We start from the raw sequence: 21,414 nt of genomic DNA, 5'->3' as shown, positions 1-21,414 counted from the left end.
CTTTCCGGGTGCGGGTATCCGGCAGTCGCTGCCCGGCCATGGGTTTGCATGTCAGGCGCGGCGGCGGCTGCCGAATTTCGGATGTCACAGCCTCCCGGTCAGGCTGAGGCGCAGCGTCCGCCCCGGCGCGGGGTTGAGCGTGCGGCTGAGCGGGTCGCTGTAATAATGATCGGTCAGATTGGTGCCGTTGATCTCGGCGGTGAAGCGATCGTCGACCCGGAAGCGGACATAGGCGTCCACCGTCAGGTTCCTGCCCCACGAATAGGGTACGTTGAGCGCATAGCCGTCGACCGTATCTTTGCTGTTGAGCAGCGTATCGAGCAGCGGATTGTTATACTGGCTGTACCATGTCAGGCGCGGGCCGAATTCCAGTCGGCGATCGAACATCCGCGCGCCGAGCGTGAGGTTGAGCGAATCGTCCGGAGCGGCCTGCGTCAGCAGGTAGCCTTGATAGAACCCGTATTTGACGCAGTCGGAAATGCGATCGAGGCCGCTGTTGGTGGTGTCGGTGGTTATCGCCCGGTTCTGGTCGCAAACCTTGTTGGTGAAGACGTGCGCATAGCCGAGTTCGCCGAAGAGGTTTCCCCGATCGAGGCGAGCCTGCAACTCGATCCCCGACAGGATCTGCTTGTCGAGGTTCGAAGATTGCAAATTGGTATTGCGGTCCATGACGTCGGTCGTCACGTTGCGATACCAGGTCAGCCTGACGTCTGCCTTCTGCCCCTCGTGCAGGCGCAACAGCGGTCGCAGGTCCTGAATATAGGCGGCTTCGAGCGCGTGCACATGCTCGGGCTTGAGCGATCCTAGCGGGTTGAACGACTGGGAGAAGCCCGTCGTGCTTTCGAAGAGGCTGGGGTAACGGAAGGCCTCGGTATAGCGGACATAGGCGCGTGCCGCACCGCTGAGATAGGCCGTTGCCGATACCATCGGCGCCCAGTCGCGACCCGACTGCCGCGTGTCTGCCCATGTCGCCGTCCTCGAGCGGAACAGGGTGGAGATGCCGCAATGCGTCGGATCATAATGAGGGTCGCTGTTATAGAACCCGTTCAGACAAGGATTTTGCGATCTTGTTATCTTGCCGTCCTGATCCGCATAGAAGATATCCTGGTCATGGAGTTGATAACGTATATTGCGAGACGGTGTATATCCTGCGAACTCGCGGTTGGCGAATTCACGGGCATAAGAGGCATCCTGAGTTCGGGAATATATCCACTTATATATATAGTTTGAGTAGCTTTGTGCGTCCGTAACGACATAGTCGACATAAGTCGTGTATCCGGTGACTATACGTCCGCTGGGCGTGTTGCCCTCGGCGATCGCCTTGCGGAGCTTGTCGTCGATCGCGTGGAATCCCGAATAGGTGACACCGGCATCGAGCTTGAGGAAGCTGGCCGGGCGCCATTCGGCCTTCAAGTCGATGCGATATTCGTCGCGCCGCCCCGAACGGTTGTTGCCGCAGAAGAAGCCGCACCATGTCGCCCCGCGCGCAACCGCGGACTCGCCGGTCGGGCGCAGCACCTCGCGCTGCACATTGCCCTGCACCAGCAGGTCGAACCGCGAACCGAATTTGAACTGGTTGCTGGCGATCGCACCGAAGCGGTCGTTGCGTTGATGCAGGATCGCGGTGTCGCGCAGGATCGGGTCGCTGTAGGACGCGGCCTGCGGATAGCCGCCGTTGCTGTTGGTATCGCTGAGCGTGTGCGTGTCCCAGAAGCTCGCCTTGAAGTCGAGCCACCAGAGGTTCGGCTGCAGCTTATAGTCGACATTGTACGCCTGCGAATGGACGTGCCCGAGCGTCCACTGGATCGATCCGATGCCCGGGCTGCCCCAGCCGACCACGCGCGACGGCAGGATGTCGCCATAGGTCGAGCGCGTGTCGCGGAAACCGGCCTTCAGATAGGACACGTCGTCGATGTGCCAGACGGCCTTGGCCAGCCAGGACGAGGTTTCCGACGAGGTGTTGGTGACTTCGTAGCCGGGCCGATAATTGAACGCCATGCGCTGGATGAACGTGCCGGTCTTGGTGGGATCGGCATCGACCTGCGAATAATAGCCCGCGTCATGCTCGCCCGCGAAGTAATTGCCGCGGGTGCGATAGGCATAGGCGCCGAACAGATCGATCGTGCCCAGCCGCCCCGCCACGGCGATGCGCGCCGCCTCGTCGCCGAACGAGATAAGATGATTGTCGTTGGAGCCGCGTGCCTTGACCCGGACCGCCGGGTCGCCCCCCGGATAATTGACGAGCCCCTCGGTTATGCCGTTGCCGGGAAACAGGGGGATAGTGCGGTAGCTTTGCCCGAGGCTGAGCCGGGGGAGGCGCGGTTCGGTGGAATTGTCGCCGCGTTCCAGTTTGGCTTCGATGCCGAACGTCTGCCCCTTGCGCAGGATGTCGGTGGCGTCGAGCGTGTGGACGACGACCGCGCCGCCGCTCGATCCGTCGACGCCGCGCTCCGACACCGGCCCCTTGGCGACCTGGATGCCCGCGATCAGATTGGGATCGATATAGGCGCGGTTGCTCGCGCCGTTATAGCCGCGCCAGACGGTCAGCGCCTGTTCGGTGCCGTCGATGATCACCGGCACGCGGCCGGGGCCGGAAATGCCGCGGATGCTCGGATCGATGCCGCCGCCGTTGCGCGCGTCGCCGCTATAGACGCCGAGCATGCCCTTGAGCACGTCGGCGGAGGTGACGCCCTTGTAGCGCTCGACCTCGTCCTTGCCCAGGTAGGTGGTGGTGGTGTCGCGGTCGTAGATATCGTCATAGCCGCGCGCGTCGCGCGCGGTGCCGGTGTCGGCGGTCTGCTGGCCCTCGACGCGCAATGCGTCGGTGGTGATCGTGTCGGCGGTGGCGGGCGCGGGGAGGCGCTCGATCGTCACCCGGCCGCCGCGCAGCCGCCCCGTAAAGCCGGTTCCCGCGAAGAGCCGGGCGAGCGCCGCCTCCGTCGTCAGCCGCCCGCTGACGCCGGGCGATGCCGCCGCGCGGATATCGTCGGTCGTCGCACCCACCGTCAGGCCCGACTGCTGCGCGAACGCGGTCAGCGCGTCGCCCAACGGTCCGGCGGCGATCGCGAAATCGTGCGCCTGTGCCTCTTGCGCTGCCGCCATCGCCGGCGCCACCACGCCGGCGAGCGCGGTCGCGCCCAGCCATGTCGCTCGCCACACCACGATCGCCGCGCACCGCCCCCGCAGCCCGCCGGTGGTCCGTCCCCTTGTCATTTGCACTAGCTTACCCCCAATCATATCCAGGCCATTTATGCGAACGCGTCGCATTAGCTCCATCATAGGAAACGCGGTGGTGCCCGGGATTTTCGGAAAATATTATCGGGGCCGGCCCTCGATTCGTGGTGATCGCGCGCGGCGGCCAGCCACGCGAGCGTGCGGGCTCGTCGCGAAGCCGGGGCGTCCGGCGCATCCGCAAGTCGGATCGGCCCGTCGACCGCCTACTTACCGGCGACGCTCATCCTGGATCGCGAAGCGCGGCACGGCACCGCGCGACGCCCTCGACGACGAGACCATGTACCGTCGTCACGGAGACGCCGAGCCGCTCCGCGATCTGGGTGAGCGTCGCGCCCTCGAGCCGGTGCATCTCCACCGCCCGCCGCATCCGTACCGGCATCGTCCCGAGCAGGGCGGCGAGCGCGCGCAGCTCGTCACGGGCGATGGCATGGGTTTCCGGCGACGGATCGAGACTCGCGACGTCGGCGAACGGCGCATCGGCGCTTTCAGCGAAGAGCGACGACCGGACCGAACGGCGGCGGCGCCAGTCGCGGATCAGATTGTCTACGACGGTGCGCAGATAGGGCAGGGTCTCGCGCTGCGCCTGACCGGCCGCGGCGGCGTCGAAGCGCAGCCACGCGTCCTGCAGCAGATCCTCCGCGATGCTCCCGTCGCCGGTCAGCCGGGCGGCGCGCCCGAGCAGCTTGCGCCGCGAGAACAGATAGAGCTGGAGCCGCTTGTCGTCGGCGTCGGTCATGCCCGGCTCGGTCGGCAGAGGCGGGCCTTCGATGACGATCGAACGTCGGCACCGCGGACGGCGTGGCGGCATGGGATGCCGTCCACCCGTCTCGTGTTTGCGTACCGGGCCATGCTGGCGCAGGGCCTAGCCTAGCTGCTAACGACTCGCAATATCCTATTCAGACTTCGGAGGCCTCGGCATCGGTCAGATCAGGAATTGGTACAGCCGCGTCGGCTCGGTGCCGACCGCGGTCCATGGATAGAAGCGCAATCGGCCGACATCGGCATCGAGCGTCCATTCGGCGGTGCCCGGCGCCGTCTGCTTGAGCGACAGGAGTTGCGTCCGCGTCAGCGGCACGAAGCGATCGCCCATCGCGAACAGGGCGAGCGGTCCCTGCACCGCGACGACGCGTGCGGGATGTTGCGGGTCAACCGGCTCGAGACGCAGCGGCCGGTCGATCGTCAGCGCGATCCGGTCGCCGTCGCGCCATTCGCGGGCAATCATCGCGAACTGCCCCGGCCGGACGCCACCGACCCCGCGGCCGTTGACCAGCAGCCGCGTCTCGGGGCCCGCCCAGGCGGGAATGCGCAGTCGCAGCGCCATCCGCGTCGGGCGCGGCGTCTCGATCGTCATCGCAATGTCGCTGCCGAGCGGATAGCTGCCTTGCTGCGTCAGCGTCAGCGCGGGCGCGCCCTCTCGCCGCCATACCACGCGCGAGGGGATGTAGAGGTTGACGAACAGGCCCTTGTCGTCGCGCAGATAGGTGCTCAGCGCGTAATCGGCGGTGAGCTGGCCGATCGATCCCGAGCAGCAGGGGCAATTATATTCGAAGTATGATTTGGCGCCGATCTCGCTGTAATCGGCGTAATAAAAAGCGGACCCGTCGGGGCGCAGCGGCAGCACGCCAAGGCTGGCATTGTAGAGCAGCCGCTCCATGCCGTCACCATAACGGCTCTCGCCGGTCGCGCGCATCAGATAGCGCGCGACCTTGAAATGGCCGTAGGTGCCGCATGGCGCCTCGAAGCTGTAGTGCGTGGTGTTGAGACTGTTGCCGAGCCCGCCCGAGCCGGGTGCGACGAACGTCTCGTTCGGCCCCCAGCCGCCGGTTGCCCAACTCTGGTCGAGCACGAATTGCAGGCCGTTGCGCGCCGCGGCGAGGTGGCGCGGATTGCCGTCGACCAGATAGGCACGCATCGCCGAGGCGAGCGCGTTGACGTGGCTGTAGGCATGACGCCCCGGCAGCACGTTGCGCCCCTCGGCGAGCGGCGTGAAATAGGTGTCGTCGAGCAGATAGGCACGGGCCAGTGCGTGGAAGCGATCGCCCGCGCCGCGCTCCGCCGCGATGTAGAGATTCTCCGGCAGCGTATAGGTCTCGTCCCAGCCGAATGCGGCGTTGCGCCCGGCCGGGACCTTGACGAGCTGCCGGTCCTGCGCGCGCCCCGGCAGATAGGGCAGGACCGCGTCGGTCGCCGGGCCGACCAGCTTGAGCGCCTGCTGGTTGCCGGCGAAGGCGTGCGCGTCGAGCAGCCCCATCAGCGTCTTGTCGTAGGTATAAGCGGGAAGGGGGTAATCCCTGTAGAAATCGGGCGTGATCGTCGGCGCGAACCCGGCGATCAGCCGATCGACCTTGGCCTTCGCCCGCGCATCGCCCGACACGGCATAGCCGCGCGATAACGCAGAGATATATTGGCCGAGCGTATGACCGGGGATGAAGCCGTGCATGTCGCGGGGCGGATCGAACCCCGCCGCCGCGTCATACCAGCCGCCGAGCCGCTTCGAGCCGACCGGCAGCCCGGCGGCGGCGCGGAACGGGCGCAACAAAGCGTCGTCATCCATAGCCAGCAGCGCCGCCAGGGTCTGATCGAATTGCACGCGCACCGGGCCATCAAGCAGCGTCACGTCGCCATAATCGCACTCCGTCATCAGCGCGCGTGCGGTGGGGGGCGCCGCTGCCGCCGCGACGGCCTGCCCCGCGAGCGTCGTGCCGCCGATCAGGCCGCCCAGTCCTGCCAGCATTTCGCGGCGTGCCATCGTCATACGATCCGTCATCTCTGCCTCTCCTGCATTTCTGGTTCGCGCCGCCCGATCAGAAGCGGAAGCGGGCGCCCACCGAATAGATGCGGCCTTCGTAGCGCACGTCGCGCGGATAGATCGGCGCGCCGACGTAGCTTTCCCATGGCTTGCCCAGCAGGTTGGTCGCGTCGGCGGTGATCGTCACGTTGCTGAACACGTCGAGGCTGGTCGACAGGTCGAGGCGGCTTATCGCCTTGTTGTACACGGTCGCGAACACGCCGGGCGCGGTGTAGGACGAGATGTAGCGGGTGCGCTTGTTGTAGGCGAGCCGGACGGAGACGGGACCCTTCTCGTACAGGCCGATCAGATTGTAGCTCCACTTCGACACGTTGGGGATCTCGCCCGCGGTGGTCGACAGGCCCGGCACCGACGGCAGCGTCTCGGTACCGTCGATATAGGTGCCGTTCGCCTGCACGCCGAAGCCGCTGAGCAGGCCCGGCAGGAAGTCGAAGAAGGTCGAAACCGCCGCCTCGACACCCTTGATCTGCCCCTTGCCGGCATTCTGCGGTCGGTAGACGAGGATCGGGCCGAACGTCGCATTGGTCTCGCGGGTGCCGAACACGTCGATGAAGCCGTTGATCTTGCGGTAGAAGCCGGCAACGGACACCGAGCTGCTACGGCCGAAATAATATTCGACGGAGGCATCGTAATTGGTCGAGCGGATCGGCTGGAGGTTCTGGTTGCCGCCATTGCCGGTGTAGGAGATATCGCCGCCGATCGTGCCCTGCTGGATGACCAGCGCGGGATTGATCTGGTTGAACCCCGGTCGCGTCAACGACTTGGTGAACGCCGCGCGGACGACCAGCTTGTCGGTGAGGCGTGCCTGCAGATTGACGTTGGGGAGGACGTCGACATAACTCTGCTTGGTGTTGACCGGCGAAAGCGAGGTGGTGCCATCCGCCGTGGTCGACGAGGTGGTGCCGCGCAGCGTGTTGTTGGTGACGACGAGACGCGCACCGATCACGCCCTCGATCGGAATGCCGACGTCGAACGACAGATGCCCCTGCGCGTAGCTGGCGATGGTACGCTCGGTCGCGGCGAACGAATTAACCGGATTATAGGCGGGGATGGCGCTCGCCCATTGCGCGCGCAGCGCCGCCGGTGCGCCCGACGCCGCCAGCCCCTGCTGCACGAACTGGCGGATGGCGGGCAGGTTGTTGACGATGCCGTCGGTGGAGAGTTGCCAATAGCTGCGGAACTGCTGGACGTCGGAGCCGCGGAAGCCCGCCTGCAATATGCCGCCGGTGTCGGCACCCGGCACCGCGGTGATCGGAATGGCGAGCTGCGGGAAGGAGCCGTAGCGATCCCCCGACAGCGACGAGGCGTCGCGGCTCGCATAGCGGAAGCCGAAGTCGAGCTTGGGCAGAAAGTCGATGCCGGTGTCGAGCTTCAACGTCGTCAAAGACTGCCACTGCGACCCCTCTTGACGACTGCGCTGATCGTACAGGCCGCGGAAGTTGTAGGCGGACGGTTTGGTGAAATCGACGCCGCTCGGGGTGAAGTCGACGCTGCCGCCGACATTCAGCCTGACGTCGAGGCCGAGCGGTGAGGTCAGCACCGTGTCGAGCATGTTATACTGCGTCGTCACGATCGATTTGGTATAAGCCAGATCGGTGGCGAGCTCGGCGATGCCCGTGGTCCATTTCGCGCCGACGGCGCCTTGATAAGTGTCGGTGCGGCCCTGCGTCACCCATTTGGACGGGCCGTTGGTCAGCCCGACGTTCGCCTGATAGCGCGACGGGGTCTGCCCGCCGGGGATCAGCACGACATTGTCGAGCGAGGGCGCACGGGTCTGCACGGGGATGCCGAAGAAATCGTCGCCGCTGCGTCCACGATAGGCCTGCCACAGGCCGTCGGCATAGACCTCCAGATTGTCGGCCGGGCGCCATTGCAGCGACCCGTTGACCGAAGGCCGCTCGCGATAGCCGCGCGCATAATAAAGGCCGATATCCTGCGGATAGGTGAAGCTGCGGCCGACCGAGGCGGGGGTGACCGTCTGGCTGGGCAGCAGATAGTCCTGAAATCCCTGGTAGCGGACCGAGTTGAGGTAATTGGCGCGCGTGTAGGAGACGTTGATCAGCGCGCCGATCTCGCCGATGCCGGTCTGCCAGCGGTCGCTGACGAGCAGGCTGCCGTTCGGGTCATATTTGCGCGACTGGTCGTTGTAGGTGCCGCGCACCGCACCGGCGATCTGGAAGCCCTTAAAGTCGAAGGGGCGGCGCAGGCCGATGTTGATGAGGCCGGCGATGCCGCCCTCCAGATTGTCGGCGGTGGTGTTCTTGAACACCTCCAGCTTGGCGAGCGACTGCGCGGGGAAATCCTGGAACGAGACGGTGCGTCCGTCGGCGGTGAAGATTTCGCGCCCTTGCAGCGTCGTCTGCACGTTGGGCAGGCCGCGGATGACGACGCCATTGGCTTCGTCGCGGAACCGCTCCACCTGGACGCCGGTGACGCGGGCGAGTGCCTCTGCGGCATTGTTGTCGGGGAATTTGCCGATGTCTTCGGCGACCAGCGCATCGACGATCGCGACGTTGTTGCGTTTCAGATTCTGCGCGCTGGCGAGGCTCTGGCGCAGGCCGGTGACGACGATGTCCGCGTTCTGGGCCGCATCGGCCTCGGTCGCGGCGGCGTCGGCTGCGGTGGTGCTCTGCGCAGACGTTTGATCCGGGCCGCGCACCGCGGCGTCGCCCGAGGGGAGCACGTTGCCGCTGGCGTCCTGCGCAAAGGCGGATGCCGGGCTGCCTACGACGAGCATGAGCCCGATGATCGACGAAGAGCCGTGCAGCCAAGAAGTGTTCATCGTTTTCCTCTCCTGTCCGGACGAGGTCACCGCCCCATTCCATTTCTAAATTACTCCTACATATGATCGTTGACTGTCAAGTGCTGGAGTGCGGGTTGTGTGATGACGGCAAGGCAGCAAGCTAAGTTACCCAAATAGCGTAACTGACCTTGCCCAAGCGCTACGACTTACACGCTCTAGTGAGAGTTGATGTTAGCGTTATCTAGTAGGAGTAATGACAGGCTGTTACTGTCCGGTGACCTCAAGGCTGAGGCCTTGGCCTGCCGTCAAGCAGGCCAAGTAACGGATTTCTAGAAGGTTTTCAGACAGGCGCGGGTGTGTTGCCAATCCGTGCAATCGGGTGACGGCCGTCGTCACATCGAGCGATCGACTCGGCGTCGGAGCGATGTCTGCCGGTCTGTGACAGCGCTACCATCGAGAGGCCGACGGATAAGCGGGGCGCGGTAGCGAGGCCCCACGCGATCAAAGCGTCACCTGTCGAGAAGAGGCCGTTGTTGCCGATTAGCAACGCGCGCTCGAATTAACGAAGCTCTTATGCGCCAACTCCGGCTCTTCCGCCTCCCGCCCTGCCGTCAGCGGCGCCGCAGGGCCAAGCGAAACGCGCTATTTTTCGGGCCAGGCCAGCTTCCGGTCTTTCGCTTCTAAAATGGAGGTCGGGAAAGCGGAGGCGGCGCGCGTCAGCGCGCACCTTCGCTGTTGCGTTAAAGGGGTGGCTTGGTGACTTCCGTGAATTCTGCAATTTCTACCCTGCGACATGGGGTATCGGCTGCGGCCCTCCTGACGGCGATTGCCGCGCCCGCATATGCGCAAAACGCGACGCCGATCCAAGCTGCCGACGCCGCCGCCGATCAGCCCGCGGCGCAGGATGCGCAGGATAAGCCCGCTGCGACCGGGAGCGCAGCGCAGTCCGATCCGGGTCAGGGTACGGCGATCGTCGTCACCGGCACGCTGTTCCGCGATTCGAATGCGACGTCGATCTCGCCGGTGACCGTCCTGACCTCGGAGACGCTCGAGCGCGCGAACATCACGACCGCGCAGGACGCGATCCGCTCGGTATCCGCGGACAGCGCCGGCTCGATCTCGACCGGCTTCCGCAACGGCTTTTCGGCGGGCGGTGCCGCCGTGTCGCTGCGCGGCCTCGGTGTCTCGTCGACCGTGGTGCTGATCGACGGGCTGCGTTCGGCGAACTTCCCGCTCAACGACGATGGCCACAATGCCTATGTCGATCTGAACTCGATCCCGTTCAGCATCGTCGACCGTATCGAGGTGTTGAAGGACGGCGCATCCTCCACCTACGGCGCGGACGCGATCGGCGGCGTGGTCAATCTGATCAGCAAGAAGCATTTCAAGGGCGTCGAGGGATCGGTGCAAGGTGGCGCGACCGAACGCGCCGACGGCTCACACTATCGGGCGACGCTGACCGCCGGTTATGGCGATTACGAGGAGCAGGGCTTCAACGTCTATCTGAACGGCGAATACACCTACGACGGGTACATCACCAATCACTCGCGCGGCTATCCGTTCAACACGCTCGACCTTCGGCCCAGCGGGCTGAAGGACCGTAACCGCAACGATGACTCGCTCACCACGGCGAACACGCAAGCGGTCGTCACACGTGTGACTCAGAGCGACACCAACAACCCGCTGGCGGGGCAGATCGGTGCGTCACCTTTCCCCAACCAGTACCAATTGCTCAACGCGAACGCCTGTCCTTATGGCAGCTTCACGGTGAACACGGACAAGGAACAGGGCACCGGCTGTGCCCATAACCTCGCCGACGAATATAATATAATCCAGCCCCGTCAGCAGCGTTACTCGACGACCGCCCACCTCACGGCGCGGCTGAACGACAATCTGGAGGGGTTCGCTACCGCCAGCTACTCCCATTCCGACGTCAGCATCACGGGTGGGCCTTCGTCGATCCTCCAGAACCAGCCGTTCGGCGGGTCCGCCGCGCTCTCGTCAAAAAATCCGGGCATTGTATTGCCGGTCTACGTCTGCTCCGCGGGGGTGAACTGCGCCACTGCGGCCGACAAACGGCTGAACCCGAACAATCCCTATGCCGCCGCTTTTGCTGGAAATCCAAGCGCAGGTGCCGCACGTATCTATTATCTGTTCGGCGACATCCCTGCCAACACCGACCGCTACGTCGACGTGTTTCGAGCCACTGCGGGCATTTCAGGCAATCTCGGCGCCGGCTTCCGGTTCCGGCTCAACGGCGTCTATGCCCGCGACGATTTCAGTCTCACGCAGCGCGGATCCATCAACATCCAGGGTTTGTTGAACGCGATCAACACGGGCGCCTATAATTTCGTCAATCCTGAACGCAACAGCGCGGCGGTACGCAATCAGATCTCACCCGACCGCACGACGCCGTCCAGTTCGACGGTCGCGACGATCGGCGGCTCCATTATCAAGGCCGTGACGGCGCTGCCCGGCGGCGACCTCAACATCGGCGCCGGCTTCCAGATACGTCGCGAGACGTTGATGAACCGCAATCAGAACGCCGACCTGAGCTATTATGGGCTGAACACGTCTTCGGCGCAGGGCCATCAAACCGTCACGGCTGGCTTCTTCGAGATCGATGCGCCGTTCGCGAACGAACTCGATCTAAACGTGTCGGGGCGCTACGATCATTACTCGCAGGGTTACAGTCATTTCTCACCGAAGGTCGGCGTCAAGTTCACCCCGATCGAGCAGATCGCGCTTCGGGCCACATATTCTCAGGGCTTCCGCGCGCCGACCTTTGCGGAGAACAACCCCGCCAGCAGCTATGCCGGCTTCTCGTCGTTCACGCCGCCTCAGAGCTTCGTCGATGCGCATCCGGGCAATCTGGCGTATACCAGCACCTATCAGCTCGGTGGCGGCGCAGCGGGCAACCCCGACATATTGCCGGAAGTCTCGCGCAGCATCACGCTCGGCACGATCCTCAAGCCTGCACGCTGGTTTAGCCTGACCGTCGATTATTATAACATCAAGAAGTCGAACCTCATCGTCAGCGGGCCGCTGCGGGGCGAGGCTGTCGAGGCTTATTACGGCCAAGCCAACGCAACAGCGGGATGCGCCGCGCTCGCTGCGGTCGGTGAAGGCTACAAGTGTAACGTTATCGATGCACCCGATCCCGTCAACCCGAATGCGTTGCCCCATCTGCTGGTGTTCGACGTACCGTACGTCAACGCCAATTACGAAGTGAGTTCGGGCATCGACGTGCAGGCGAGTGCGACTGTTCCGATTTCCGAGGGCGTGCGACTGATCAGCCGCCTCGACGTCACCCGCGTGCTTTGCCTCGATCTGGTTACTCCGGCAGGTGTGGTGGAAAAGTATGCTGGCACGCTTGGACCGTACGAGCTTTCGTCGGGCGGCGGGACGCCGCGCATCCGCGGCAACTGGCAGAACGCGCTGGAAGCGGGCAAGTTCTCGCTCACCGCGACGACCTATTATGTGGGCCGGATCAAGCAGGTCGCGGCCGACGAGATCGCGCCCGTCGGCGGCGTTATCGAACTCTCGTGCAAGAACACGCTGGCACCCGTGCCGTCGGATGGCGACAAAAACAATCAATGCTACGTTCGTCCGTTCATTTACGTCGATCTGAACGCCGGCGTGCAGGTGAACGATCAGTTCCGGTTCTTCTTCAACGTGCAGAACCTGACCGATGCCCGCGCGCCGCTTGCATCGGGTGCTTATACCAGCAATCCGAATTATCTCAGCAGCTGGCATTACGCAGGTCTCGTCGGCCGGAATTTCAGTGCAGGTGCGAGCTTCAACTTCTAAGGACGCGATCCGCAACGGGAAACGAGGCGTCGCCGATCACCACGGCGACGCCTCGCTCTCACATCGCGTCGTCTGGGCTGCTGGCCGGCCGGCCGAACAATTTCCAGCCGAGCAGGCCGGCGACCAGCAAGCCGACGATCACCCAGGTCAGATTGCCGAGCAGGCTCGCGATCGTCTGAACCTGGTCGCTGAAGGCGCGGCCCAGCGAGACGTAGATCACAAGCCACAGGACCTCGCCCGCGACGTCGAGCACGATGAACCGGATCCAGGGGTATTCGGTCAGTCCGCTGGTGACGTTGATCCACGGTCCCAATGGCCCGATCAGCCACCGGCTGAAGAAGATGCCCCAACCCGCCCATTTGCGCGAATAGGCTTCGGCCTGCTCGACCTTGTCGGCCCCGCCGATCCGCTTCGTGACCGCCGCGAGCAACGGTCGGCCGCCATATCGCCCGAAGGCATAGCCGATCTGGTCGCCGACGACCGCGCCGGCGGCGCCCGCGGCGATCACCGGCCAGAATGCCAGCTCCCCCTGTGCGACGAACGACCCCATCGCGACCAACGTCAGCGAGCTTGGAAACGGCATGCCGGCCGCGGCGAGGATCATCACCCCGAACAATGCCGGCAGACCGTAGGTCGTCAGCAGTTCAAGCAACTGCTCGGTCATCGCGCGGGCGACGGCGTCGGTGAAGCGGACGGCATGGAGGGTCGCGGCGGCGGTCCGGGTGGCGGGTAGGGCGGCCGCGCGTGGACGATCGCATACGTCAGTTTCGCCTCGATCTGGTCCATCGAACGCCCGCTGTCGCGCGCGATCCGGCCGAGCGGACGATGGTCCGGCATCGGCGGCAGGTTCAACGCCTGGTGCAGGACGTGCGGTGGCACATGATAGGAATGCGCGACATAGCCTATCGTCATCCACCGCTCGATCGGCTCGTCGCGATGCGCATTCCAGTAGATTGCGTCGCTGATCGTCCGAACCGCGTGATAGCCGGTGAAGGCGACGACCGCGACGAACAGGGCGATCAGGGCTTTTCGCCAAGGTCGATTGCGGGTCATCCGCGTGCGATACGCGCGGCGCGTGTGGCGATCAACGTCGGTGGCGCCACCTTCCAGACGCGCCGGCTCAACGTTCGGAACCGGGGCCGCCTGATGAGGTGACGCCGAGCATCCCGAATGCGCTTGCGCGTGATCGTTAAGTCTTCGCGCGGCGTCACGGTTTCGTCATCAGCGGGTGGAGGATCGCTGTGCTCAACAGCTCGGCGATGTCGGCCGCGTCGTGCTCCGGATCCTCGTTCAGCCACCAGTCGAGCAGTTCGACGGTCGATGCCACCGCGATCCGTATCGCCAGCCGGCGTGGCAGCCAGGTCGCTCCCGTATCCGGCAAGGCGGCGAACCGATCGACGATCTGCCGCCGCAATTCGCGTCGGAGCACGTCGCCGATCCCGATCAGCATGCCGATCTGCGCCCGCCGTGCATCGACGGCATCGATGAAGCTGCGTGCCGCACCGGGGCCATCCTGCCGCAGCAGGGCGGGCAGGAGCGCCTGCGCGAAATCGTCGGTCAGCGCGCGGGCGGCATCGACCAGCAACGCGCGGACATCCGGATAATGGCGGAAGAAGGTGGAATAGCCGATCCCCGCGCGATCGGCGACCATCGCCCCGGTGATCCGATCGAACGGCCCCTCCGCCAGCAGCGCGAACAGCGCACGGTGCATCGCGACGCGAGACCGCATCTGGCGCGCATCGCGGCGTTTCGGGGCTATTGCCTCGTCCATCACTTACCTTATTTATGACCAGTCGATAGTCATATATGGAGATCGAACCATGTCTGCCGGTTCGTTGCGTGTCGTTATCGAGCCTTGGTCCGATCGCTGCAAGCGGTGCGGTTCGCCGCATGCCGGCAAGGCGGCGCGGCGATGAGCATGATGCAGGACATGCTGAAGCCTCCCGCCGGGCTGGACTTCGATTTCACCACGCCGCCGGGAGAGCCGGCGCTGGTGCCGGCCGACGGCGTGACATGGCGGGTGTTCGCCAATCCGGTGACGATGTTCATCGGCGGGGTGGCGGCGGTGCTGCTCGAGATGGCGGAACCCTCGGTACGCTCGGGGGTATGGGACCACAGCAGCTTCCGCACCGATCCGGGCACGCGGCTGCGCCGCACCGGCTTCACCGCGATGATCACCGTTTATGGTGCGCGGTCGCGCGCGACGGAAGTGATCGCCCATGTCGTCGGGATCCACGACCGGGTGCGCGGCACCACTCCCGACGGAACCCCCTATCGCGCCAACGACCCGCGCCTGCTCGACTGGGTCCAGGCGACCGCGACCTTCGGCTTCACCCAGGCCTATCACCGCTTCGCCCGGCCCCTGACCCCGGTCGAGCAGGACGCCGCCTTCGCCGAGGGACAGGTCGCCGCGCGGCTCTATGGCGCGACCGGCGCGCCGCGGTCGCGGGCCAAATGGGACCGTTTGCTCGCGGAAACCGCGCCGCGGCTCGAACCCTCGGAAATCCTCGGAGAGTTCCTCGCGATCATGAACGGCGCGGCGATCCTGCCGCGCTGGGCGCGTGGCCTGCAACGGCTGCTGGTCCGCGCCGCGGTGGATATGGTGCCCGACCCGGTCCGCTCGCTGCCGCAGCTGCGCGGCGAGGGGCTGCGCTTCGGCGAATCCCTCGTGGTGACAGCGCTCGCGCGCGCGGCGATGCTGGCCGTGCGCGCGGACTCTCCCGTCGCGCAATCCCGGCGCCGCGTCGGCGAGGGATGACCTCTCACGGCGGCCCGACCGATGGTTCGGCGGCGATCGCCGGCTATGGTGCGGTCATCGCCAGCTTGTTGCTTGCCGCGCCGGCGCTGGCGGCGCTCACTCCAGCGTGACGACGATCTTGCCGAACGCCCCGCGATCGAGATGGTCGAGCGCCGCGGGGAGGGCGTCGAAGGCGTAGCGCCGTTCGATCACCGGTGCGATGCGGTCGACGTCGACCGCGCGGACCAGATCTTCCAACGCGCGGCGATGCCCGACGCGGATGCCCTGCACCACCGCCTGTTTGAGCATCAGGTGGTGCGCCGCGGCGGACAGGTCGTAGCCGTCGATCACGCCGATCAGCGACACCCGCCCGTGCATCGCGACCGCCTCCAGCGACCGGCCGAGATGCGCGCCGCCGACGATTTCGAGAATATGATCGATACCGCGATCCGCGGTGAGGCGCTGGACCGTCTCGACCCAGCCATCGCGATCGATCGCGTGATCGGCGCCCAGCGCGATCGCCCGCTCGCGTTTCGCCGCGCCGGCCGAGGTGACGAAGACCTCGGCGCCATGCGCCTTGGCGATCTGCAGACCGAATAGCGCGACGCCGCCCGTTCCTTGTACCAGCACGCTCGTGCCCGCGCGCACTTTGCCCAGTTCGGCCAGCGCGGTCCAGGCGGTGAGGCCGGCGCAGGGCAGGGTGCTCGCCGCGGCGAGGTCCAGCGTGTGCGGTGCCGCCGTCAGCCAGTCTTCGGGCAATGCGACATATTCGGCGAGCACGCCCTGATGAAGGCCGCCCAACGCGCTATAGGGAGGCGCCGATGCGTCGCCCGGATGAGGGCCATCGATCCAGCCGGGAAAGAAGGTCGAGATCACGCGATCGCCGACGGCGAACCGTCCTGCACCGTCACCTGCCGCGACCACGGTGCCGGCGAGATCGGAGCCAGGCACGAACGGGAACGGGAGCGACATCCCGCCCATGCCATCCTGGATCACCAGTTTGTCGCGATAGTTGAGCGAGACCGCGGCGACCTTCACGAGCAATTGGCCGGCGCGCGGCTCGGGCACCGGCGCATCCTCCAGCCGGAGCATGTCGCGGCCGAAACCGGCGATCGTCCAGCGCTTCATCCTTGCCATCGTAGTTCCTTTCCAATGGTGATGTCCGACGAATACCGTTGATCGAGGCGCAGCGGTGGCGATAGATCGGACCCCGATGGGTGCGCAGGAGGCGACAATGAACCGCGGCGATATGTTTGCCGATCTGCCGGTCTTTGTCGCGGCGGTGGAGGCGGGCGGCTTTGCGGCGGCGGCGGCGAAGCTCAACCTGACGCGGTCGGCGGTGGGGCGTACGGTCGCGCGGCTCGAACGGCGGCTTGGCGTGCGGCTGTTCCACCGGACCACGCGCACGCTCGTGCTGACCGACGACGGGCAGGCCTTCTTCGAACATTGCCGCCGCGCGCTCGACGAGGTCCATGCCGCGACGGCGCAACTGGAGTCGGGGCGGCGCGAGGTCGTGGGGCATCTGCGCGTTTCGGTGCCGGTGCTGTTCGGGCGGATGCGCGTCGCGCCGATCCTGATCGGATTGCTCGATACCCACCCGAAGCTGGCGATCGACCTCAATTTCAACGACCGGCTGGTCGACGTGGTGGAGGACGGCTTCGATCTGGTGGTGCGTAACGGGCCGTTGCAGGACTGGCCGGGTCTCGCCGCGCGGCGGGTCGCGCGCCAGCGGATGGGGATATGCGCGGCGCCCGCCTATCTCGCCGCGGCGGGGATGCCGGCGACGCTCGCCGACCTGCCGCACCATCGCGCCGTGCTGTACGGGCGGCCCGGGCGGGTGCGATCGTGGCTGTTTCCGCGCGCCGGCGCTGCACCGGAAGAGATCGTGCCGCCGAGCCGGATGCGGTTCGACGATCTCGGCACGATCCGCGACGCGGCGGTGGCGGGGCACGGCCTCGCCTGGCTGCCGTGCTGGCTGATCCGCGACGACGTCGCTGCCGGGCGGCTGGCAATGGTGCTGCCGCACCTGCCGGTGCATGTCTTCGAGAGCCATGTGCTGTGGCCTCAGACGCCGCATCTGCCGCTGCGTGTCCGGATCGCGATCGACGCGCTGGCCGCCGGGCTGCCGGAGACGGCGTCGATCGCGGCGGGGGGCGCGGACTGACGCGCGGGCCTAGCTGATAGCGGCCCCGATCGCCGCCCCGATCGCGACTGTGTCCGCAATCTGGCGGAACGCGACGATCGAGCCCTCTTTCACCGTCCAGATGTGTGCGAAGTCGGCCTCCGCCGCGACCCCCGTCAGGCCGCGGACCCGGTAGCGCCCCGTGGCGACGATCGTCCCGCCAGCGACATGGAAGCTCTCGGGCATCGTTTCATAGGCGGCGAAGCGGGCCAGTACCGCAGGGAAGAAGCGGTCGAGGACCGCGTCCCGGCCACGATAGTTGCCCCCCGCCGGAAAGCTGTCCAGCACCCGCCAGTCGATCTCCGGCGCGAGCAACGCGGGATCGCCGCTGCGATACCAGGCCCGCACGACGTCCAGCGCCGACGCGGCCATGTCAGCCGCCGAAGCCTTCGAGGACGATCTTGCCGCGCGTGGCATCGCTCTCGATCAGCGCATGCGCCCGCTTGAGCGTGGCGGCATCGATCGGGCCGAGCGTCTGCGTGCGCGTCGTGCGGATCGCGCCGGCATCGACCAGCCGTGCCACCTCTGCAAGCAACGCACCCTGCGCCGCGATGTCGGCGGTCGCGAACAGCGAGCGGGTGAACATGAATTCCCAATGGACCGACACGCTCTTGCGCTTGAACGGAGTGATGTCGAGCACCGCCGGATCGTCGATCAGCGCGAGGCGACCCTGTGGCGCGATCAGCTCGGCGAGCGCGGGCAGATGCGCATCCGTGTGCGTCGTCGAAAACACGAAGGCGGGCGGCGCGTCGAGGGCCAGCGCGGCGATTTCCGCGTCGAGCGGATTGCGGTGATCGACGACATGATGCGCGCCGAGCGACCGGCACCAGTCGGCGGTTTCGGGGCGCGAGGCGGTGGCGATGACGGTGAGGTCGGTGGCCGCACGCGCGATCTGGATCGCGATCGATCCTACCCCGCCCGCGCCGCCGACGATCAGCAATGCCGGTGCGGCACCCGCGACGGGGGTCCGTACCGCCAACCGGTCGAACAGCGCCTCCCACGCGGTGATCGCGGTCAGCGGCAAGGCAGCGGCATCGGCGAAGTCGAGCGTGGCGGGCTTGTGCGCGACGATCCGCGCGTCGACCAGATGATATTCGGCGTTGGTCCCCGGCCGATCGAGGGCGCCGGCATAATAGACCGCATCGCCGACCGCGAAGCCGTCGACCGCGTCGCCGACCGCGGCGACGACGCCGGCAGCGTCCCAGCCGAGCTGTTTCCATTCGCCGTCGTCCGGCGCGACACCCTTGCGGATCTTGGTGTCGACCGGGTTGACCGACACCGCCTTCACCGCGACGAGCAGGTCATGGCCGCGCGCGACCGGCATCGGCGGTTCGATGTCGACAAGCGCGTCGTCGCGTTCGATGCTGCCCGCTATGCGATATCCGACGGCCTTCATGATCGATCTCCTGTGCCTGCGATCGACCGCGAGATCGGCCATTGTGCGCCGGCCCGCAAGAACGCACATAAACCGCCCATAGTGTCGGAAAGGATACCGTCATGAGCCGTGTCCGTCATACCAGCCTCGACTGCGGGCCGGGCTGTCCGGTCGAGGGGACGTTGCAGGTGATCGGCGGCAAGTGGAAGGGCGTGATCCTCTACCATCTGCTCGACGGACCGGTACGGTTCAACCAGCTGCGGCGGCTGTTGCAGACCTGCACGCAGCGGATGCTGACCAACCAGCTCCGCGAACTGGAGGCCGATGGTTTGGTCGACCGCCACATCTATGCGCAGGTGCCGCCAAAGGTGGAATACAGCCTGACGCCGCGGGGACGGACGCTCGAGCCCGTGATCCTGGCGCTGAAAGCGTGGGGCGACGCATATGCCGTCGCAGCCGCTTCAACGGCGGCTTGATCGGCGCAGGGCGCGAAAACGCGCTTGGTCTTGAGGCGCATCGAGGGGGCAGCGTGGGCAATGGAAAGCGACGCGTCACAGCATGGGGTCACCCACGTCACCATCGGTCAGGCGACCGCGGTGGAGCTGCATGAGCTTTTCATCTCCCGTACATTCGTCTGCCTGGTGAAAGCGGGAGAGAAGACTATTGCGCCGAAGTCCTGTTCAGCCGCCTACGGGTGACGCGTCACGTGGCGGATCGATGACGAGCATCAGCCGGCGGCCGCCCGCCGCCATGATCGGCGGCGAGCGGTGGAGCAGCGTCGGCGGATCGAGCAGCAGCCGTCCCTTGAACAGCGCGACTGCGCCGGTCGGCACCTGTTCGATCGCGTCGGGTGTCGCGACGCGATGCCACTGCGTGCCCGGGCCGACATAGGTGCACAGCAGCCGGAGCGTGACGTAATCGGCGTGGAAGCGGCGGCAGGCGTCGGTATCGACCACTTCGAGCCGCAGCGCCGGCCGGTCGCGGCCGGTCAGCGCGGCGTGGCGATCGAGCAAGGCGGCCATATCGGCCGCGAGCGGCGCGACGATCGCATCGGGATAGCCCGCCGCGCGCAGGGTATCGTCGAGCGGCGCGTCGATAGCATCCAGCGCGATATCGTCGACCGTATCGAGATCGAGCCGCGCCAGCGCCGCCCGCAGGCCGGGCGGCAGCGGACGCTGCCAGATCGCCAGCGCGGTGGCAGGATGCGCGATGGCCGCGAGACCGTCCGCCGTCGTGCCGACCGCCACCTCGCGATCGATGGCGGCGAGGCTCATTCGGCGGCTTCGAGCTGCCGCTCGCCCCAGGCGGGGAAGGGATCGCGCAAGGTCCGCCACAGGCCGGGCGTGAAGGCGCGCGTCGCGACGAGGCTGGCGTCGAGCGCGCGGCGGATCCTCGCCTCGTCCATGCCGATGCCGATGAACACCAGTTCCTGCCGCCGGTCGCCCCAGACCGGGTCCCAATGTTTCGCGACGAACTCCTCGAACCGGCCGTCGTCGGGCCATTGATGCTTGGGGATCGACGCCCACCAGCGGCCCATGCGCGAGGTCATCGTCTGGCTGCCCGCCACCGCCAGCTCGCCGACCCAGTCGGGGCGCGTTGCCAGCCAGAAATGGCCCTTGGCGCGCACGACATGGTCGAGCCCGCCGCCCGTCAGGAAGGCATGGAATTTCGCCGGATCGAACGGCGCGCGGGCGCGATAGACGAAGCTTTCGATGCCATATTCCTCGGTCTCGGGCCGGTGGTGCGCATAGCCGTACAGCTCCTTCGCCCAGAGCGGATGGCGTGCCGCTTTCTCCTCGTCGAACAGCCCGGTGGCGAGCACCAGATCGAGATCGACGCGGCCATGATCGCACCGCACGATCACCGCATCGGCGTTGAGGCTGGCGACCAGCTTCCCGACCGTCGCGAGCTGCTCGGGCGAGACCGACGACGCCTTGTTGACGACGACGACATCGGCGAACTCGATCTGCTCGACCAGCAGGCCGACGAGGCTGCGCGTATCGTCCTCGCCAAGGCTCTCGCCGCGGTCGGCGAGGAAGTCCCGGCTCGAATAATCGGCGAGCAGGTTGAGCGCATCGACCACCGTCACCATCGTGTCGAGCCGCGCGACGTCGCCGAGCGAGACGCCGTGCTCGTCGCGGAACGAGAAGGTGGTGGCGACGGGCAGGGGCTCGGAAATGCCGGTGCTCTCGATCACCAGATAGTCGAACCGACCTGCCTCGGCGAGCGCGCGCACCTCGGCAAGCAGATCGTCGCGCAAGGTGCAGCAGATGCAGCCGTTGGTCATCTCGACCAAGGCTTCTTCCGAGCGCGACAGCGCCGCCTCGCCGCCGCGGACGAGATCGGCGTCGATGTTCACCTCCGACATGTCGTTGACGATCACCGCGACGCGGCGGCCCTCGCGATTGGCGAGGATATGGTTGAGCAGCGTCGTCTTGCCAGCACCGAGGAAGCCGGAGAGCACCGTCACCGGCAGGCGGCGATCGGGAACGGAGCGGGGGGAACCGGAGGATATTGCCATGAT

Annotated in this window: 16 protein-coding genes; 4 read left to right on the top strand and 12 right to left on the bottom strand. The window is 66.2% G+C overall.

The features are described from left to right. Positions 1–84: 84 nt before the first annotated feature. The 4 genes from ACLBWH_RS01155 to ACLBWH_RS01140 all read right to left on the bottom strand — a co-directional run bounded on the left by ACLBWH_RS01155 (position 85) and on the right by ACLBWH_RS01140 (position 8,825). Positions 85–3,213 carry a TonB-dependent receptor gene (locus ACLBWH_RS01155; protein WP_447796172.1) on the bottom strand — a complete coding sequence of 1,043 codons (3,129 nt, stop codon included), beginning with the start codon at positions 3,211–3,213 and terminating at the stop codon, positions 85–87. Between the two features lie 241 nt (positions 3,214–3,454). Then, entirely contained in the window at positions 3,455–3,970 is a 516-nt protein-coding gene (locus ACLBWH_RS01150) for a sigma-70 family RNA polymerase sigma factor (RefSeq protein WP_447796171.1), read from the bottom strand. A 186-nt stretch (positions 3,971–4,156) separates the two neighbouring features. Next, the gene (locus ACLBWH_RS01145; RefSeq protein WP_447796169.1) at positions 4,157–6,001 is read right to left on the bottom strand and encodes a beta-L-arabinofuranosidase domain-containing protein; all 1,845 of its coding nucleotides are present in this window, start codon (positions 5,999–6,001) and stop codon (positions 4,157–4,159) included. A gap of 37 nt (positions 6,002–6,038) precedes the next feature. Continuing rightward, on the bottom strand, positions 6,039–8,825 hold the full coding sequence (locus ACLBWH_RS01140; protein ID WP_447796167.1) for a TonB-dependent receptor: 2,787 nt from the start codon (positions 8,823–8,825) through the stop codon (positions 6,039–6,041). 714 nt (positions 8,826–9,539) lie between these two features. Between ACLBWH_RS01140 and ACLBWH_RS01135 the strand changes: the two genes are divergently transcribed. Next, entirely contained in the window at positions 9,540–12,596 is a 3,057-nt protein-coding gene (locus tag ACLBWH_RS01135; RefSeq protein ID WP_447796166.1) for a TonB-dependent receptor domain-containing protein, read from the top strand. Positions 12,597–12,654: 58 nt separating this feature from the next. Here the strand turns inward: ACLBWH_RS01135 and ACLBWH_RS01130 are convergent, their stop codons facing one another. The 3 genes from ACLBWH_RS01130 to ACLBWH_RS01120 all read right to left on the bottom strand — a co-directional run bounded on the left by ACLBWH_RS01130 (position 12,655) and on the right by ACLBWH_RS01120 (position 14,325). Next, entirely contained in the window at positions 12,655–13,260 is a 606-nt protein-coding gene (locus ACLBWH_RS01130; RefSeq protein WP_447796164.1) for a DedA family protein, read from the bottom strand. Next, a complete protein-coding gene (locus tag ACLBWH_RS01125) occupies positions 13,257–13,649 on the bottom strand; it encodes a hypothetical protein (protein WP_447796163.1) in 393 nt (130 codons plus the stop codon). Before ACLBWH_RS01125 ends, ACLBWH_RS01130 begins: the two co-directional genes overlap by 4 nt. A 154-nt stretch (positions 13,650–13,803) precedes the next feature. Beyond that, the gene (locus tag ACLBWH_RS01120) at positions 13,804–14,325 is read right to left on the bottom strand and encodes a TetR/AcrR family transcriptional regulator (RefSeq protein WP_447796161.1); all 522 of its coding nucleotides are present in this window, start codon (positions 14,323–14,325) and stop codon (positions 13,804–13,806) included. Between the two features lie 183 nt (positions 14,326–14,508). Between ACLBWH_RS01120 and ACLBWH_RS01115 the strand changes: the two genes are divergently transcribed. Next, positions 14,509–15,354: an oxygenase MpaB family protein gene (locus ACLBWH_RS01115; protein WP_447796159.1), complete on the top strand. Its 846-nt coding sequence runs from the start codon at positions 14,509–14,511 to the stop codon at positions 15,352–15,354. A 96-nt stretch (positions 15,355–15,450) separates the two neighbouring features. Here the strand turns inward: ACLBWH_RS01115 and ACLBWH_RS01110 are convergent, their stop codons facing one another. Further along, positions 15,451–16,470 (bottom strand): zinc-dependent alcohol dehydrogenase family protein, encoded by a 1,020-nt coding sequence (locus ACLBWH_RS01110; protein ID WP_447796157.1) that lies wholly within the window; start codon positions 16,468–16,470, stop codon positions 15,451–15,453. Between the two features lie 97 nt (positions 16,471–16,567). Here ACLBWH_RS01110 and ACLBWH_RS01105 point away from each other — a divergent pair, with 97 nt between their 5' ends. Further along, entirely contained in the window at positions 16,568–17,497 is a 930-nt protein-coding gene (locus ACLBWH_RS01105) for a LysR family transcriptional regulator (RefSeq protein WP_447796155.1), read from the top strand. A gap of 9 nt (positions 17,498–17,506) precedes the next feature. Here ACLBWH_RS01105 and ACLBWH_RS01100 read toward each other — a convergent pair whose 3' ends face one another. After that, a complete protein-coding gene (locus ACLBWH_RS01100; RefSeq protein WP_447796153.1) occupies positions 17,507–17,887 on the bottom strand; it encodes a nuclear transport factor 2 family protein in 381 nt (126 codons plus the stop codon). 1 nt (position 17,888) lies between these two features. Further along, positions 17,889–18,911 carry a zinc-binding alcohol dehydrogenase family protein gene (locus ACLBWH_RS01095; protein ID WP_447796152.1) on the bottom strand — a complete coding sequence of 341 codons (1,023 nt, stop codon included), beginning with the start codon at positions 18,909–18,911 and terminating at the stop codon, positions 17,889–17,891. Positions 18,912–19,012: 101 nt separating this feature from the next. Here ACLBWH_RS01095 and ACLBWH_RS01090 point away from each other — a divergent pair, with 101 nt between their 5' ends. Next, positions 19,013–19,366, top strand: a complete 354-nt coding sequence (locus ACLBWH_RS01090; RefSeq protein ID WP_322849193.1) for a winged helix-turn-helix transcriptional regulator — start codon at positions 19,013–19,015, stop codon at positions 19,364–19,366. 204 nt (positions 19,367–19,570) lie between these two features. Here ACLBWH_RS01090 and ACLBWH_RS01085 read toward each other — a convergent pair whose 3' ends face one another. Together ACLBWH_RS01085 and ACLBWH_RS01080 are read right to left on the bottom strand one after the other, a co-directional pair. Then, positions 19,571–20,164: a DUF1826 domain-containing protein gene (locus ACLBWH_RS01085; RefSeq protein ID WP_447796150.1), complete on the bottom strand. Its 594-nt coding sequence runs from the start codon at positions 20,162–20,164 to the stop codon at positions 19,571–19,573. Beyond that, positions 20,161–21,411, bottom strand: coding sequence for a GTP-binding protein (locus tag ACLBWH_RS01080; protein WP_447796149.1), 1,251 nt, complete (start codon positions 21,409–21,411; stop codon positions 20,161–20,163). The genes ACLBWH_RS01085 and ACLBWH_RS01080 overlap by 4 nt, the downstream gene beginning before the upstream one ends. Positions 21,412–21,414: the final 3 nt, after the last annotated feature.

It is taken from the genome of Sphingomonas sp. M6A6_1c, from assembly GCF_053345135.1.
This window is presented reverse-complemented; position numbering and strand designations above follow the sequence as displayed.

Bases quoted from the DNA above. Each gene is read 5' to 3' on its own strand.
- ACLBWH_RS01155 (WP_447796172.1), bottom strand. From the start codon at position 3,213: ATGACAAGGGGACGGACCACCGGCGGGCTGCGGGGGCGGTGCGCGGCG.
- ACLBWH_RS01150 (WP_447796171.1), bottom strand. From the start codon at position 3,970: ATGACCGACGCCGACGACAAGCGGCTCCAGCTCTATCTGTTCTCGCGG.
- ACLBWH_RS01145 (WP_447796169.1), bottom strand. From the start codon at position 6,001: ATGACGGATCGTATGACGATGGCACGCCGCGAAATGCTGGCAGGACTG.
- ACLBWH_RS01140 (WP_447796167.1), bottom strand. From the start codon at position 8,825: ATGAACACTTCTTGGCTGCACGGCTCTTCGTCGATCATCGGGCTCATG.
- ACLBWH_RS01130 (WP_447796164.1), bottom strand. From the start codon at position 13,260: ATGACCGAGCAGTTGCTTGAACTGCTGACGACCTACGGTCTGCCGGCA.
- ACLBWH_RS01125 (WP_447796163.1), bottom strand. From the start codon at position 13,649: ATGACCCGCAATCGACCTTGGCGAAAAGCCCTGATCGCCCTGTTCGTC.
- ACLBWH_RS01120 (WP_447796161.1), bottom strand. From the start codon at position 14,325: ATGCGGTCTCGCGTCGCGATGCACCGTGCGCTGTTCGCGCTGCTGGCG.
- ACLBWH_RS01115 (WP_447796159.1), top strand. From the start codon at position 14,509: ATGAGCATGATGCAGGACATGCTGAAGCCTCCCGCCGGGCTGGACTTC.
- ACLBWH_RS01110 (WP_447796157.1), bottom strand. From the start codon at position 16,470: ATGGCAAGGATGAAGCGCTGGACGATCGCCGGTTTCGGCCGCGACATG.
- ACLBWH_RS01105 (WP_447796155.1), top strand. From the start codon at position 16,568: ATGAACCGCGGCGATATGTTTGCCGATCTGCCGGTCTTTGTCGCGGCG.
- ACLBWH_RS01100 (WP_447796153.1), bottom strand. From the start codon at position 17,887: ATGGCCGCGTCGGCGCTGGACGTCGTGCGGGCCTGGTATCGCAGCGGC.
- ACLBWH_RS01095 (WP_447796152.1), bottom strand. From the start codon at position 18,911: ATGAAGGCCGTCGGATATCGCATAGCGGGCAGCATCGAACGCGACGAC.
- ACLBWH_RS01090 (WP_322849193.1), top strand. From the start codon at position 19,013: ATGAGCCGTGTCCGTCATACCAGCCTCGACTGCGGGCCGGGCTGTCCG.
- ACLBWH_RS01085 (WP_447796150.1), bottom strand. From the start codon at position 20,164: ATGAGCCTCGCCGCCATCGATCGCGAGGTGGCGGTCGGCACGACGGCG.
- ACLBWH_RS01080 (WP_447796149.1), bottom strand. From the start codon at position 21,411: ATGGCAATATCCTCCGGTTCCCCCCGCTCCGTTCCCGATCGCCGCCTG.